Origin of the sequence: Streptomyces sp. NPDC029044 (assembly GCF_040637495.1) — a bacterium.
In the GTDB taxonomy this organism is placed as follows: domain Bacteria; phylum Actinomycetota; class Actinomycetes; order Streptomycetales; family Streptomycetaceae; genus Streptomyces.
On record NZ_JBEZWN010000020.1, the window covers coordinates 42,625 to 56,127 of the forward strand.

Consider the following 13,503-nt stretch of genomic DNA (forward strand, 5'->3'; position numbering starts at 1 on the left):
TCCCTCCGGCCCGGCCAGGAAGTCCGCCGAGGGCCGCGGCGCCTCGTGGCAGCGGTACGGAATGCAGGCCGGGAGGCGTTATGTCTGCTGCGCGGGGCCGGATGCGACAAGGTTGATGTGAAAACGATGTGGTGGCCGCCGTTTGCCCGGCGGCGGGGACGTCAGCATCACCCGGTGGCCATCCAGGGGCTCCAGTGTCCGGTGAGCGCCGCGTAGCCGGCGGATTCGGCGAGCAGTTCCTCGTGGGTACCTGAGCAGGCCCGCTCGCCATCCAGAAGAAGGACGCGTCGGGCGCGTCGGGCTGAGGCTATGCGGTGGGCGATGACGATCAGAGTGCCCGGCCTGGCGGCGAAGGCTCTCTCGGCGCGGGCCTCGGCCGCCGGATCCAGGTGGCAAGTGGCCTCGTCGAGGATGACAACCCGAGCCGGTGACACGAAGGTCCGTGCGAGGACCAGCAGTTGTCGCTCTCCGGCGGACAACTGGGTTGTCGGGTCGGTGAGTTCGGCGTCCAGGCCGCCGAGTCGTTCGATCACGGCATCTGCGCCCACCTCCTTGACCGCACCGGCGAGTTCGGCATCGGTCCCGGCATGCGCCAGATATCGGAGGTTGTCGCGGACGCTGCCGTGAAAGACGTAGGCCTCCTGCGGGACCAGGACGACACTTCGGGCCCTGAGCCCCGGGTCGAGCCGGGTGAGGTCGCTCCCTCCGAGCCGCACCGTGCCCGAGCCGGGAGTTTCCAGACCCGCCAGCAGACCCGCCAGGGTGGACTTGCCGATGCCGCTGGCGCCGACGATCGCCAGATGCTCGCCTTCCGGGACGTCCAGGGAGAGGTCGCGCAGGACGGGCTCGGCGTGCGGACCGTAGCCGAAGGTGAGGCGTTCGACGGTCAGCCGGAAGCCGTCGGGCGCGGAGGCGGCGGAGGAGGCCGTGCCGGTGGGCGCCTCCGGCTCGATGCCCGCGGTCTCCGCCAGCCGGGTCAGGGTGCTGCCGAGCTGGGTCCAGTAGCCGCCGACGGATCCGGTGACGGACGCGAGCGCACCGATCAGGGAACCCGTCACATAGGTGATCGCGCCGACCAGTTCACCGGCGCTGATCCGGCCCGTCGTCACCAGCCACGGCCCGGTGAGCAGGAGCGCAAGCAGCGGCAGATGACCGCCGAGGAAGACGAGCAGCACGCGTACCGCCCCGAACCTGGCTGCGGACACGCCTGCCCGGACATACGCGTCCGTCGCCGCCTCGACCTGGCTGACGGCGTGGTCCCGCGCGCCGAGGGCGAAGATGTCGCGTGCAGCGCCCAGTGCCTCCCCGGTCCGTACGGCCACCTGTTCCTCGGCGAGGACCACCGCGCGGCGCCGGCGCATCATGGCGCGCAGCGTCAGCGGGAACACCAGCAGGACGCAGAGCAGCGGAGGCAGCACGACGGCCGCCGCGACAGGGTCGAGCAACAACAACCCGGTCACCGCCGCGACCAGGGTGACCGCGAGCGGGCGGGCCGTCCGCAGCAAAGTGGCGACCAGGTTGCGAACCAGCTCCACCTGACGGGTCAGCCGGGCCACCGACGCGGAGTCGGCTCGGCCCCGCCGGGCGGCTTGTTCGACCGTGGCGCCGACGAGGGCACGTACCAGATGGTCCCGCAGCGGTTCGACGACGGCGGCGAAGTGCGGGAACATCGCCCGCTCGGCGCCGGCCCGCACCCCGTAGAGGACGGCCAGCAACCCCAGCCAGGCGAGGCCCGTGAACGGACGGTCCGCCAGGAAACCCCGGTCGATCGCGGCGGCCGTCAGCCAGCCGGAGGCAAGGGCGGGGGACGCCTCGAGAAGCGACCAGGCCGCCAGCCGGGTCAGCGGGCGTCGGCTGCCGCGCAGTCCCGAGCGCAGGAGACGCAGCCCGTCTTTGCTCACCACGCTAGACATCGGCTGTCTCCTGTCCGTCGTGTGCCGGGGTGCCGGCCTCGGCTTCGGCCTCCGCGAAGACCGCGCGGTATCGGTCGTCGTGCCACAGTTCCGTGTGCGGGGCGAGTGCCACGACGCGTCCGCCGTCCAGCCACGCCACGAGGTCGCAGCGGGCCGCGGTCGCCGCGCGGTGGGCCACGATCAGCCGGGTGCGGCCGTGGAGCCGGGTCGTGATCGCTTCGGTCACCTCGGCTTCGGTGACGGTGTCCAGCCCGGAGGTCGCGTCGTCGAGGACGTACACACGCGCGGGGCGGACCAGGGCGCGTGCCAGACCGATCCTCTGGCGTTCGCCGCCGGACATGGGGGCGTTCGCCAACGGGGTGTCATATCCATGCGGCAGTCGGCGTATGAAGGTGTCGGCGTGTGCCGCTCGGGCGGCCTCGACGACATCGGCATGGTCCAGGTCGGGCCTGCCGTAGGTGATGGCGTCGTGGACGGTGGCGCCGGTGAGCGCCGGACGGTCGAAGGCGTAGGTGACCTGGCGGCCCAGTTCCGTCAGGGGCAGCTCGTCGACCGGCACGCCGTCCAGCAGGACGTGCCCGCTGTCGGGGTCGGAGAGCCGGCCGATCAGTCCGGCGACCAGGCTCTTGCCGGTGCCGGAGCGGCCCACCAGCGCGACGGAGCACCCGGCCGGCAGGCGCAGGTCCAGCCGGTCCAGTACGGGTCTGCCTTCCTGGGTGACAGTCACCTCGCGCAGCACCACCTCGCCCGGGTCGGCCGGAGGGGCGTGCCGAGTGCCGTCCGCTGGGCCGGGGCGGGCGAGGATCTCGGCGAGGCGGGCGGTTCCGGCGCGGACTTGGGCGATCTCCAGCAGGACGTCGATCTGGGAGAGCGCGCCGGAGGCGAGGGCCAGGTATCCGGTCACCGCGAGCAGGTCTGCCGGGCCGGTCCGGCCGGACGCCACGCCGAAGCCCGCGACCGCCAGAACGAGAACCTGCGTCAGCGGGATCAGCAGCTTCAACTGCCATACGGTGCCGCGCTGTAGGTTCCACAGTGCCTGTCCGGCCGCGGAGAGTCCGGGCAGCGGTGCGAGCACCCTGTCGGTCTCGGCGTCCACGGTGCCGGCGGCCTTGATGGTGCGGGCGCCCGTGAGCGCCGAGAGCAGGCGGGCGGCGATGGCGGACTGGGCCTCCAGATAGCCGGCCTGCGCCGCGGTCGCGCCGCCGATGAACCGCCGGGACACGAACACGACCGCGGGTACTGCGAGGGTGAAGACCAGTCCCGCCCAGACGTCGATCCACCACAGCAGACCGAGCGCGACCACGGAACTGGCCAAGGAGATCACCGAACTCGCGACCGTCACCGTGAGCCCCGCCGTGCCCGGCGCGGCCTGCACCACCCGGGCCGTGGCGTCACCGGGCGGCAGCGACGAGCGGTGGCCGAACGTCAGCAGATGTCCCACAGACCGCAGTTGGAGCCAGGCCCCCGCACGTCCCACGGCGGAAGCGCCCAACGGGGCGATCATGGCGTCCAGGAGACCGGACATCATGACCGCGGCGCCGAGCAGGGCCACCGGGCGTACGGCGTCACCGCCGTCCAGCGCGGCCTTCACCGACGCCGCGAGCAGCGTGGGCGTGGCCAGACCCAGCAGTGCCCTGGTGACCATGAGGGTCACCAGGGCGGCCAGCGGGCCGCGGACACGGGCCGCCGTGCTCAGCAGTAGCGCACGGCTTCCGTCCGGGGCCATGTCGGTCTCTCCTTTGTTCGTTGTCCGCGCGTTACCAGGTGGTGCCGCAGGTGCGGGTGACAGCGTCGTCGAGGGTGATGCCGCACTCGACCGCTTGCGGGTGCGTCTCCTCGCCGTTCAGCAGTTGCAGGGCCTCGATGTCGGTGTCGGCCATGTTCCGGACCTCTCCGTCGTCTGGCGGTGGGAGCGCGTCCGGCTACTGGACCGAGAACCAGCAGGTGATCTTGCAGGTGCTGCCGCAGGGTTCGGGCTCCAGGCCGCCGCCGTACAGCCGGCTCTCCTCGGCGACGAGGAGCTGGAGGGCGTCCATCTCAATTTCCATGGGAACGTGTCTCTCTTCGGTCTCTGGGCAAGCCGGTGACCGGCCGGGGCCACCCGAGGGTGCCCGGCCGGCACGGGTTCGTCAGACAATCCGGGTGTCTTCGCAGGTGTTCTGGCAGCTGGCGAAACAACTCAGCGCGCAGGTGAAGTCGCACTGCCCGGGGTCGCGGCTTACGATGGAGAGCCGCGCCTCCTCACTGTCCAGCACCTGGAGAACGTCCGGGTCCAGTTCGAGGGTGGTCTCCACTTCCGCGAGCCGCATCAGCCCGTGACCAGACAGGTTCGTTCGCAGGTCTGGGCGCAGGTCTGGGCGCAGGACTCCCCGTCCCGTTCGCCGAGGTACAACTCGCTCTCCTCGGCGTGCAGGAGCTGGAGCGCGTCCGCGTCGATATCCATCACACTGTTCTCTATTCTTCCGTGGGTACGCTGGGTGCCCGGCCGGGCGCGCCCGATTCGCGCGCCCGGCCGGTTCGTCAGAAGACGTTGCTGACGTTGCACGTGATGTCGCAGCTGTAGTTGCAGCTCATCGCGCAGGTGAACGTGCCGCAGTCACCCGGCTCCCGTTCAACGATGGAAAGCCGTGCCTCCTCGCTGTTCAGCAACTGGAGGGTGTCGAGGCCCATGTCGATGTTGTCCATTTCCGTAGGTCACCTCCTCTCGGGTGTCGTTCCGGTTCCGCCCGATCACCGGATCAGCCGGTGACGGTGCAGGAGACGCCGCAGGTGCCCTTGCAGGTGGCGCCGTCGCAGGTGATGCCGCAGGTGTTCGGGTCCAGCTCGCCGATGTACAGCGACGCGTCGGCCGGACCGAGCAGCTGGAGCGCCTCGGTCTCGAGTTCCATGTCCATGAATTCACCTCCCTTCCCTCGGTGTTGCTGTCAGTGGTGTGCCGCGGCCGCGAGAGGCGGCCGGTGTCCCTGGCCCTCGGACGCCCCGCGACGGGCGTCGGGCAGGCTCAGGAAGTCTGTGATCTCGCGCGGTTGCGGGGTGTTCGCCAGCGCGGTGAAGGCCGCGTGCCCCCGGTCAGCGGGCTCCCGGTAGGTGACATGGCCGTGTCCCGCGTCGATCAGCCGGTGCGCCAACGCCCGTGATTGGGACACGGGGATGGTCTCGTCGAGGCGTCCGTGGAGGAGAAACACCCTCGTGCGGATCCGCTCCGCCAGTCGCAGCAGGTCGCGCGGCCCGAGTGCGTCGTCCACGTCGCCGTGGCCCGCCAGCCGGTCGATGAGGTTGCGGGTCGGCGGATTCGCGTCCGCGTACAGGGACGATACGGAACTGAACGGCGCCACGGCCACACACCCGGACCATCCGTCGGGGTCGGCGGCCGTCGCCAGCAGGGCCAGGAAGGCGCCGTAGCTGCTGCCGTAGACCGCCGGCCGGGGTGCGCCCGGTCCGCGTGTTTTGTCGACGTAGGCGCGCAGTGCACGGATGTCGGCGAGATCGGGTCCGCCCCATGCGCCCCGGATGGCATCCGCGTGTTCACGTCCGTAGCCCGTGCTGCCGCGCTGGTTGGGCGCGATCACGGCGAGACCGGCGTCGGCGAACAACTGGAACAGGGCGTCGAAGCCGAGCGTCCAGTGCCGGTCGGGCCCGCCGTGCAGCGCGATCACCACCGGGGCACCGCCACGCCAGTCCGGCCCGTAGACCACGGCTTCGACGGGGCCTGCCGCGCCGGGCAGCCGTTCCAGTCGGGCGGGATGCCGTCCGGACTGGGCTTCCTCCCACCACAGTTCGCTCTCCCGCGGCCCCATCCACCCGAAGACGGTGGGCCTGGTCGGGCCCGAGAACGGCAGCCACAGTCCCCGGTCGGTCCAGGCCGCCTCCGGCCCAAGGACTCCAGGGGGCGTCGCCACCTGGCGAAGGGCACCGGACTCCATGTCGTACAGGGCGAGTTCGGAGCGCGCACCCCGGTTCACCGCGGCGGCGAGGCGACTGCCCGTCGGGTCCAGAGCCAGCGGCGTGACGGTCGAGTCCGCGGGTTGCGGGCCGTCCAGGAGACGTACGGCCATGTCGCTCGCCACTCCCAGGCGCAACCCGGCGTCGGTGTTCACGGCCAGCAGCACCCGGCCCGCGCGGGACAGCAGGACGTGGGCGTCTGTACGAAAGTCGGCGCCGGCGAGCCTGGTGACCCTGTCCCGCTCGGGTACGGCGGGGTCGATCCGCAGGGGAGTCGGTCTCCCGTCGACGACCGCGGTGACCGCCAGGCAGGCGCCGATCGCCGCGGCGCCGCCCAGCCGTCCGGGCAGCCGCGTGATCGGCGTGAGCCAGGGCTCGTGGTTACCGACGCGGAAGACCGTGGAATGGTCGTCCGCTCCGTAGGCTATGGCCGTGGCCATCCAGCCGGGCAGGTCCAGGCCGGGCAGCAGGCGCAGCGGTGTCGGACAGGGGCCGAGGGGCCGGCGTCCGCCGGTCCGGTCGAACAGGTCGATCCGCTGGACACCGCCAGGCTCGTGCCAGGAGAGCAGGGCGCGGCCGTCGTCGAGCGCCACGCACTGGGTCAGCGGCAGTTCCCCGTCGAGGGTGATCCTCAGCCTTCTGCGCGGGCCGGCGTCGGTGAGTTCCCATGTCTCCAGGTGGCGGGTGCCGGCCTCGTCGTGGGCCACGCAGACCGCCCGCAGCCCGTTCGGGGAGAACGCTCTGCTGACGCGGTGAAGGGTCCGGGGCCTCATGCGGGCACCTCGTCGGCCCCGGTGACGATCGCGGTGACCGGGGCGACGCCCCGCCCGGGTCGCCCGGCGTCGTCGAGCAGCGGGCGCGGACCGCCGTGTCGCAGGCGCAGCAGGAACGAGACGGTTCCGGCCAGGCCGACGCCGTAGTCGACGGTGACGCGCGTTCCGCTCTCGTCGGGCAACAGTGCACGGCCGTTCCGCAGGGTGTGCCGGGTGTTGAGGGTGGCGGCGAGGTCCTCGGCCATGGCGCGGTACGGCCCGCCGAGGGCCTGGTCCATGTCGAGCAGGAAGTCCCCGTTGCCGGCCAGCCCGTGGCAGACGGCGGTCCCCGTGAACGGGCGGGCGCGGTGGACGGCGGTCGCCGCCTCCTCGGCCAGTTCCCTCAGGGTGTCCTCGCCGGTGGCACGCCACAGCCGGATCAGGAAGGTGCCGACTCCGGAGGCGCCGCTGCACAGGTGGTACAGCATCCCGGTGCCGTTCTCCGCTGTGCGGTCGGTGCGCCAGCGTGCCCCCGAGGCGCCGCGTTCGGCGGCGCGGGTCAGGGTGTCGCCCGCCCCGCGGGCCAGGGCGAGGAGGTCCTCGCGGCCGGTGGCCAGGGCGGCTTCCAGGAGGAAGGCGCCCACTCCCGCGACGCCATGGGCGTAGCCGAGGTGGGTGATGCCGGCGAGCGCGGAGTCGAAGTCCGCGGGGACGGGCCAGAACACCCCGTCGTCGCCGCGCACAGCCGCTTCGGCGAGGCCGTCGGCACATGCTGCCGCCCGGTCCAGGAACTCCTGGCGGCCGGTCGCCCGCCACAGACGCACCTGCGCCAGGCCGGCTCCGGCCGCGCCGTGGAACAGATCCGGGTTCTCCCAGCGCAGGGGCAGGGCCAGCGCCAGCCGTTCCGCGCGCTCGGCGAGGCCGGTGTCGTCGAGGCGCCGGGCCACGTCGTGGAGTGCCCAGGCGGTGCCCGCGCGGCCGAAGTAGAGGCCGGGCAGAGGAGGTCGGGCGTCGGTCAGGTCGAGGCGGGTGGTGAGCCAGGATGCCGTTCTGGCCATGGCTGCCCGCAGGTCAGGACGGGAGAGCGCGGCGTCGGCCTGGGCGAGGGTGACGAGGACTCCCGCGGCGCCGTGCTGGACGTTGCACGGGTCCGTGCTGCCGCCGAAGGGGGTGCTCTGCCAGAGCCGTTCGGCGCCGTCGTCGGCCATGGTCGCCAGCATGTGATTCAGGCCGTCGTCGATGAGCCGGTCCACCGGGTCCCCTCCGGGGTCGCGGGGGCGCGGCAGAAACCCGGAGGGGGTAGGACGTGGCTCTTCCGCGTGGTCCTCCAGCCAGTCGATGAGCCGTGCCGTCGACCAGCGGTCCTCCGGATCCTGCGCGCACAGTCCGCGCACCGCCGGCGCCAGCGTCCGGGCCGCCGCGTTGTGCTCGACGGCGAGTGCCAGGACATCGTCGAGCCGCTCCACGACCGTACGGCAGTCCGCCGGTTCGTCGGCCGCGAAGGCCGCGTGGGTGCCGGTAGCCAGGAAGAAGATGGCGGCGCCCAGAGCGAAGAGATCCACGGTGAACCCCGGCACCGGGCCGTACCGGGGACCGCCTGCATACTCGGGGGCACCGTAGCCCGGGGTGTACGCGCGGGTTCCCCACTCCCCTGTGCGGGCCGCGAACTCGGGGTCGATGAGCCGAAGTTCACCGTCCGGGGTCACCATCACGTTGTTGGGGGTGAAGTCCCGGTAGACCAGGCCCCGGTCGTGGATCTCGCCGAGCAGGCGGGTGAGCCGGAGCGCCATGTCGCGCACGTCGTCGACGGGCAGTCCGGTGCCGAAGTCCCGCAGTGCGGCGAACCTTTCGTTGACCCAGCGCGCCAGGGTCACCCCGGGCACGACGGTCTCGACGAGGAAGGTGCGGTCCTCATGGTCGAAGAGCTCGACGAGGCCGGGGCCGAGCCCGGCCAGTCCGGTCAGCGCCGCAGCCTCCGCGCGCAGTCCGTCCCGTGCGTCAAGTCCCGTGTACCAGCTTCCGACGTGCGCGCGGGCCTCCTTGACGATGACGTCGTCGCCGGTCTGCCGGTCCACCGCGCGGTAGACACCGCCGCGGGCGGAGTGCCGGATCGCGTCGTGGACGGCGTAGCGGTCCCGCAGCAGCACTTGCCGGGGCGCCTTCGGTGCTTTCGCGGGCCTGCCAGGTGCGCCGGGGAACGGCAACTCCGCCCAGGGAGGCGGTGAGAACCAGGGGTTGCGCAGATCCTCGACCGCGCTGCCGTCGGGGGCCTGGAGCCTGGCCTGGTGCACGCCCTCGTTGCTCACGTGAGGGACGCCGCGGAACACGCCGTAGCGGTAGTGGACCAGGCTGCCCGGGCGGTACGGGCGGTCGGACAAGATGCGGGGGCCCGGCAACCCGGCCGTGGCCTGGTCCAGTTCCTCGGCCAGGGCCCGCAACTGGTCGTCGTCACGAGGGTAGGCGGTGATGAACTTGCCGCACTGGGCGCGGTCGTACCGTATGCCCGTCAGTTCCTCGACGTACTCGGCGCGCGCGGCGAACTTGAACGGACAGCGGTGACGTACCAGCACCCGCGTGGCCCGGGCCAGTACCTCGGGCGCCGAGAGCGGGGTCGCGGACACGTGCAGCTTCCAGCCCTGCACCCGGCGCTCCTGCTCCACCGGCCCGACCCGGCACCAGAAGCCGCTCTCGGCGGTCTCCCAGTCCGGCGTGCCCGCGTCGTCGAGCACGAAGCGCACCAGTGCCTGCAGAGGAAAGCCGGTGTCGCCGGCCACAGGGTTGCCCAGTGCCACAAGGACTCCAAGATCGAGCGTGCGGGGAAGGCCGGAGGAAAGGCGGGAGAACCGTCTCCGGCCGCCCCTTCCTGCGAACACGATCGATTCTTCGTACTGCCGCCTCCCACAGCATTGGGGAGATCCCTATACCGAGTTGGGACGTCAGCCGTAGTGCGTCCACGTCCAGCTGGGGTGGCTGCGCCTGCGGCTCACCGGACGGTCGTGCCCAAACGGTCAGGCCAAGTCATGGTGGGCGGTGGGAGTCCGTAGCACCGCCCACCATGCAGGAGGGGCCCATCCGGACGCGGTGCGGAGACCGTGCCAGGTTCCGTGGGCTTGGTGTGGGCTGCGGTGGACGCAGGGCAGATGGATCTCCACGGTGCAGGGGCTGCGGAAGGGCCGCTCGGCGGACGGGACACTGGACACGGCGGGTTCGGTAACGGTCAAGCGGCGGTACGGGAGCGCCTTCTCATCGCGCTCGCGTCAGACCACGGCGATGAATCCCCCGAACGGGGCCGTGTCGATGGTGAACCTGGAGCCGCGCGGGGTCGTCAGGCGCAAGGTTCGATTGGTGGCCGAGGCGTCGGCGAACATCCGCAGCGTGGCCGGGGTCCTGATGCCGAGGTCGCGCAGGTCGAAGGTCAGCCGTTGTGCCTGGCCGGTGGGCGGGGCGTAGTCGGGGGCCGAGGTGTCCAGGCCGGGCGGCATGGTGAGGGTGCGGCCGTTGACGCCGGCGACGTACCAGGTGCTGCCCTTGCGGCGGGCGACGACATGGCTGCCGGGGTCGGCTGCCAGGAAGTGGGTCTCGTCGAAGGCGACCGGGACGGTGCTGAGGAGCTCGCGGACCTCGGGTGACTGGCCGAGGTAGGCCTCGGGGGTGTCGGCGAAGCCGTTGAAGCCGGACTGGTAGACGGCGGTGAGGGCCAGCTCGTGGGCGTCGGTGGTGTGGCGCGGGCTCTGCGGGAGGGCGTACGGGGAGAGCAGGGTGGTGCCGTAGTCGAAGGCGCCGACGACGTTGCGGCTGATGGCCGCGATGGTGGTCTGCTCGGGGATCTGGTCGGCGAGTGCCTTGGTGTTGGAGTAGTGCTCGCTGGCGATGCCCGCCTCGACGCCGAGGAGGTGCGGGTAGGTGCGGTCCCAGCCGCGCGGGATCGTGGTGTTGTGCAGGACGATGTGCAGCTTGTAGCGGCCGGCGTCCTCGACGACGTCCCGCTGCCAGGCGATGAGCCGCTGCTTGTCCGCCTCCCACATGTCGACCTTGACGCCCGCCACGCCGAGGTCGCGCAGCTTCTTGAAGTGGGCGCGGCGGGTGGCGGCGTCGACCATCAGGTCGCGCGGCGTTCCGGTGCCGGTGTTGTTGGCGCCGCCGGAGTTGTGCCAGAGGAAGAGCTTCACACCCCGCGCCTCGGCGTCCGCGACAATCCGCTCCAGCGGGATCCGGTTGCCGGCCGCGTCGGTCATCTGGTCCCAGCGGGCGTCGACCAGCGCGTACGGCCAGCCCATCTCCTTGCCCAGGTCGAACCAACGGATGCTCTGCTCCAGGCTCTTGGGGCTGGCATGGTCCATCATCCAGCTGAACGTGGCCGCCCCCGGGCGCACCCAGGAGGTGTCGTCCAGCGCGCAGGGCAAGCCGAGGTCGGTGGCGAGCGTCGTCTCGGCGACCCGAGCTGCGGTGCGCCCACCGCGACGAACCGCCACGGCGTCTGCCACGCCCCGCCGACCTGCGGGGTGCCCGGGCCGAGCGTGCCGAGCGCCTCGTCGTCGTAGGGGAAGGAGATGGTGTACGTCACCTGCCGTGCGGCCGTGTCAAGGACGGGCTGGGCGAGGTGGCAGGCCGCGTACGTGCCGTCCATGCCCGACTCGCTCGCGAGCACCCACCACTCCTCGCCGTCGGCCCCGGTGGTGCGGGCCAGCAGCGGGAAGGAGGCGCCGCGCGGGGAGGCGGTGGCGTCGCCGAGGGCGGGGATCGTGTGGCGGTCGCGGGGGACGTACCACTCCTGGTACTTCGGCTTCTGCACGGTGTACGGCAGCGTGAACTGCGCGCCGCCGTCCGTCGGGACGTTCATGGTCAGCCCGGTGGCCTCGCTCACCACGGTGTGCGTTACGCCGTCACCGCGGTCCGGGAAGCGGTAGCGGAACGCGGCGCCCTCGCCGTCGGCGCGCAGCACGATCTCCATGGGCAGGCCCTTGGCGTTGCGCACCGTCACGACCCGCTCGGTCATGGACTTGCGAACCTGGGAGACCTTGCCCTGGAGCAGCTCGTAGTCGACGGCCACGGTTCTGGGACGGCCACGGTCGGTCAGCGTGAGCCGCGAGGTGAAGTCGGCGTCGTCCAGGGTCAAGCCGAGCGAAGCGGCCGGAAGGACCTCGACACCGTCCACCCAGACCGCGTACGTCGCGATGCCGCCGAAACCCACAGAACCACCCGCACCCGCCCGCACGGCGAAACGACCCCCACCGGGCCGTGGCCGGCAGCCGGGACCGCGGCCTCCGCAGCCCTCGCCGACAGGGGTACGGTCAGGGCGGCGCCGGTCGCTGTGGCCGCGGAGATGACAGTCCTTCGGGAGACTCTGCCGGAAGATCCGTGGTTCATGGTGGTGCGTGTCCTTTGCGTCTGATGGGGTGCCCCGGCAGACGCTGGCCCGGAACGGTGACGTGGTGGTGTTCCGGAGCTGAATGATCACTGAGCAAACAACTACCAACCGGGACGCGACGGCATCGGCGGCGGGCTCTGCTGCCGCAGGCTCACAGTCGCGTGTCGGGGCGTGACCGGTAGCGATCGGCTGCGGCGACGACCAGACGCTGCGAGCCGGCACCGCGTCGGTAGAACTACGCAACTCTCCACGGACATGTGCGGAAGCACGCCTGCGGAAGGCGGGCTGACGTCCGTGGGGCATCTAGCATTTCGATCACGTCCAATTGGACGGTCATGGCTGGTCAGAGGGGGGACATGGTGATGGTGGGTGAAGTCACCGACTGGCCTGTCCGAGCGTATCCGGTGCTGGGGACTGCTGCGGTGACCATCGCAACGGAGGTGCTTGGCGGGTTGCCCATCAGGGACATGTCCAGCCCGGCGTACGAAACCGCCAGCGGCGCCCGAGGCACCCTGGCGTGGCCCCTGTACGTGATCGCCGCCGACGGTAACTCGCCCCCGGAACTGGTCGACCGAGTATGCGCCCCGGTTGTCGCGATCGGCCGGGTCGGCGAAGTCTTCGACCACCTGACCGCTATGTCTGGAGGACGAGGGGCCGATTGGCAGGCCTCCCACGAGGACAGGCAACGGTCGCTCGACACCCACGACACCCCACCGCCCGCCCTGGGAACCGACGGTGAAAGAGACGTGCATGCGGATGGAGGCTTGCAGTGATCAAGGAGGTGTTCCAGGACCTCATGTCAACCACGTTCGGCGCCTGGACTCCACAGGACGGATGCGCTGACGACGAGATCACGGCTGCCGAGGACCGCTTGGGGATCAGCCTGCCGGACGCCTTGCGTGACTACTACGCAGCGGCGGGCAGGCACCCGGAGCTGACGGGTACGGGCGGTCACGAGCACACTTTCCGGCTGAGCGCTCTCAGGGACCTGAGCCTTGAGGACGGACACCTGGTCTTCTGCGTGGAGAACCATAGGCCCGCGCAGTGGAGCGTGCGCCCGGACGATGTCGGCTGGCCCGATCCCAGGGTCCACGGGCGGGCCGCGCCGGGCAAGAAGTGGTACAGCGAAGCCCGGAGACTGTCGGCCTTCCTGATCAATGTCGCCGGCAGGCAGGCGGTCGGGGCGCTCCCGTGCCAAGCCACCTGCCGACTGCGTGACGATCAATTGCAGGCTGTCGAGCCACTGCTGGACTACGTCGGGTCTCGCGAACTGCACCGGGGCGGTCACTGGTTGAGCTTTGTCGACCGATCGAGCCGCATAGTGGCCCACTATTCCTACAACACCTCGACAATGCGCATCGGGGCGGTTTCCCCCAGCGCACTCGAATCGCTGCGCGAGCGTTCAGGACTTCCGCTCAGACCGGTGTGAAGCCGACGCAGCCGACGCGGTGGCTCCACGTGAGTGAGACGCTGCTGCTACGACGCAACGGAAGACTTTCCAGACGCATCTACGGCAAGCCGCCACCGG

Annotated in this window: 14 protein-coding genes; 2 read left to right on the forward strand and 12 right to left on the reverse strand. The window is 71.2% G+C overall.

The annotated features are described in order from the left end of the window. Positions 1–167: 167 nt before the first annotated feature. From AB0E85_RS18450 to AB0E85_RS18505, 12 genes are all read right to left on the reverse strand, one after another. Positions 168–1,913, reverse strand: coding sequence for an ABC transporter ATP-binding protein (locus tag AB0E85_RS18450; RefSeq protein ID WP_361928020.1), 1,746 nt, complete (start codon positions 1,911–1,913; stop codon positions 168–170). Beyond that, positions 1,906–3,639 carry an ABC transporter ATP-binding protein gene (locus AB0E85_RS18455; protein ID WP_361928022.1) on the reverse strand — a complete coding sequence of 578 codons (1,734 nt, stop codon included), beginning with the start codon at positions 3,637–3,639 and terminating at the stop codon, positions 1,906–1,908. The genes AB0E85_RS18450 and AB0E85_RS18455 overlap by 8 nt, the downstream gene beginning before the upstream one ends. Before the next feature lie 31 nt (positions 3,640–3,670). Further along, entirely contained in the window at positions 3,671–3,793 is a 123-nt protein-coding gene (locus AB0E85_RS18460) for a hypothetical protein (RefSeq protein WP_361928024.1), read from the reverse strand. A 42-nt stretch (positions 3,794–3,835) separates the two neighbouring features. After that, the gene (locus tag AB0E85_RS18465; protein ID WP_361928026.1) at positions 3,836–3,961 is read right to left on the reverse strand and encodes a hypothetical protein; all 126 of its coding nucleotides are present in this window, start codon (positions 3,959–3,961) and stop codon (positions 3,836–3,838) included. A gap of 81 nt (positions 3,962–4,042) precedes the next feature. Then, on the reverse strand, positions 4,043–4,207 hold the full coding sequence (locus AB0E85_RS18470; RefSeq protein ID WP_361928028.1) for a hypothetical protein: 165 nt from the start codon (positions 4,205–4,207) through the stop codon (positions 4,043–4,045). Positions 4,208–4,221: 14 nt separating this feature from the next. Then, the gene (locus tag AB0E85_RS18475) at positions 4,222–4,356 is read right to left on the reverse strand and encodes a hypothetical protein (protein WP_361928031.1); all 135 of its coding nucleotides are present in this window, start codon (positions 4,354–4,356) and stop codon (positions 4,222–4,224) included. Between the two features lie 77 nt (positions 4,357–4,433). Continuing rightward, a complete protein-coding gene (locus AB0E85_RS18480; protein ID WP_361928033.1) occupies positions 4,434–4,598 on the reverse strand; it encodes a hypothetical protein in 165 nt (54 codons plus the stop codon). 53 nt (positions 4,599–4,651) lie between these two features. Further along, positions 4,652–4,807, reverse strand: coding sequence for a hypothetical protein (locus tag AB0E85_RS18485; RefSeq protein ID WP_361928035.1), 156 nt, complete (start codon positions 4,805–4,807; stop codon positions 4,652–4,654). A gap of 30 nt (positions 4,808–4,837) precedes the next feature. Beyond that, positions 4,838–6,628 (reverse strand): alpha/beta fold hydrolase, encoded by a 1,791-nt coding sequence (locus AB0E85_RS18490; RefSeq protein ID WP_361928038.1) that lies wholly within the window; start codon positions 6,626–6,628, stop codon positions 4,838–4,840. Continuing rightward, the gene (gene lanL / locus AB0E85_RS18495) at positions 6,625–9,399 is read right to left on the reverse strand and encodes a class IV lanthionine synthetase LanL (RefSeq protein WP_361928040.1); all 2,775 of its coding nucleotides are present in this window, start codon (positions 9,397–9,399) and stop codon (positions 6,625–6,627) included. The genes AB0E85_RS18490 and lanL overlap by 4 nt, the downstream gene beginning before the upstream one ends. 465 nt (positions 9,400–9,864) lie before the next feature. After that, positions 9,865–10,950: a glycoside hydrolase family 97 catalytic domain-containing protein gene (locus tag AB0E85_RS18500; RefSeq protein WP_361928042.1), complete on the reverse strand. Its 1,086-nt coding sequence runs from the start codon at positions 10,948–10,950 to the stop codon at positions 9,865–9,867. Continuing rightward, positions 10,947–11,798, reverse strand: coding sequence for a glycoside hydrolase family 97 N-terminal domain-containing protein (locus AB0E85_RS18505; protein WP_361928045.1), 852 nt, complete (start codon positions 11,796–11,798; stop codon positions 10,947–10,949). The genes AB0E85_RS18500 and AB0E85_RS18505 overlap by 4 nt, the downstream gene beginning before the upstream one ends. A gap of 599 nt (positions 11,799–12,397) precedes the next feature. Between AB0E85_RS18505 and AB0E85_RS18510 the strand changes: the two genes are divergently transcribed. After that, complete coding sequence (locus tag AB0E85_RS18510; RefSeq protein WP_361928047.1) at positions 12,398–12,748, forward strand: hypothetical protein; 351 nt, start codon at positions 12,398–12,400, stop codon at positions 12,746–12,748. Then, complete coding sequence (locus AB0E85_RS18515; RefSeq protein WP_361928049.1) at positions 12,745–13,404, forward strand: SMI1/KNR4 family protein; 660 nt, start codon at positions 12,745–12,747, stop codon at positions 13,402–13,404. Before AB0E85_RS18510 ends, AB0E85_RS18515 begins: the two co-directional genes overlap by 4 nt. The last annotated feature ends 99 nt before the right edge of the window (positions 13,405–13,503 follow it).

Excerpts from the sequence above, each read along its gene's own strand:
- AB0E85_RS18450 (WP_361928020.1), bottom strand. The coding sequence starts at position 1,913 with ATGTCTAGCGTGGTGAGCAAAGACGGGCTGCGTCTCCTGCGCTCGGGA.
- AB0E85_RS18455 (WP_361928022.1), bottom strand. The coding sequence starts at position 3,639 with ATGGCCCCGGACGGAAGCCGTGCGCTACTGCTGAGCACGGCGGCCCGT.
- AB0E85_RS18460 (WP_361928024.1), bottom strand. The coding sequence starts at position 3,793 with ATGGCCGACACCGACATCGAGGCCCTGCAACTGCTGAACGGCGAGGAG.
- AB0E85_RS18465 (WP_361928026.1), bottom strand. The coding sequence starts at position 3,961 with ATGGAAATTGAGATGGACGCCCTCCAGCTCCTCGTCGCCGAGGAGAGC.
- AB0E85_RS18475 (WP_361928031.1), bottom strand. The coding sequence starts at position 4,356 with ATGGATATCGACGCGGACGCGCTCCAGCTCCTGCACGCCGAGGAGAGC.
- AB0E85_RS18480 (WP_361928033.1), bottom strand. The coding sequence starts at position 4,598 with ATGGACAACATCGACATGGGCCTCGACACCCTCCAGTTGCTGAACAGC.
- AB0E85_RS18485 (WP_361928035.1), bottom strand. The coding sequence starts at position 4,807 with ATGGACATGGAACTCGAGACCGAGGCGCTCCAGCTGCTCGGTCCGGCC.
- AB0E85_RS18490 (WP_361928038.1), bottom strand. The coding sequence starts at position 6,628 with ATGAGGCCCCGGACCCTTCACCGCGTCAGCAGAGCGTTCTCCCCGAAC.
- AB0E85_RS18500 (WP_361928042.1), bottom strand. The coding sequence starts at position 10,950 with ATGATGGACCATGCCAGCCCCAAGAGCCTGGAGCAGAGCATCCGTTGG.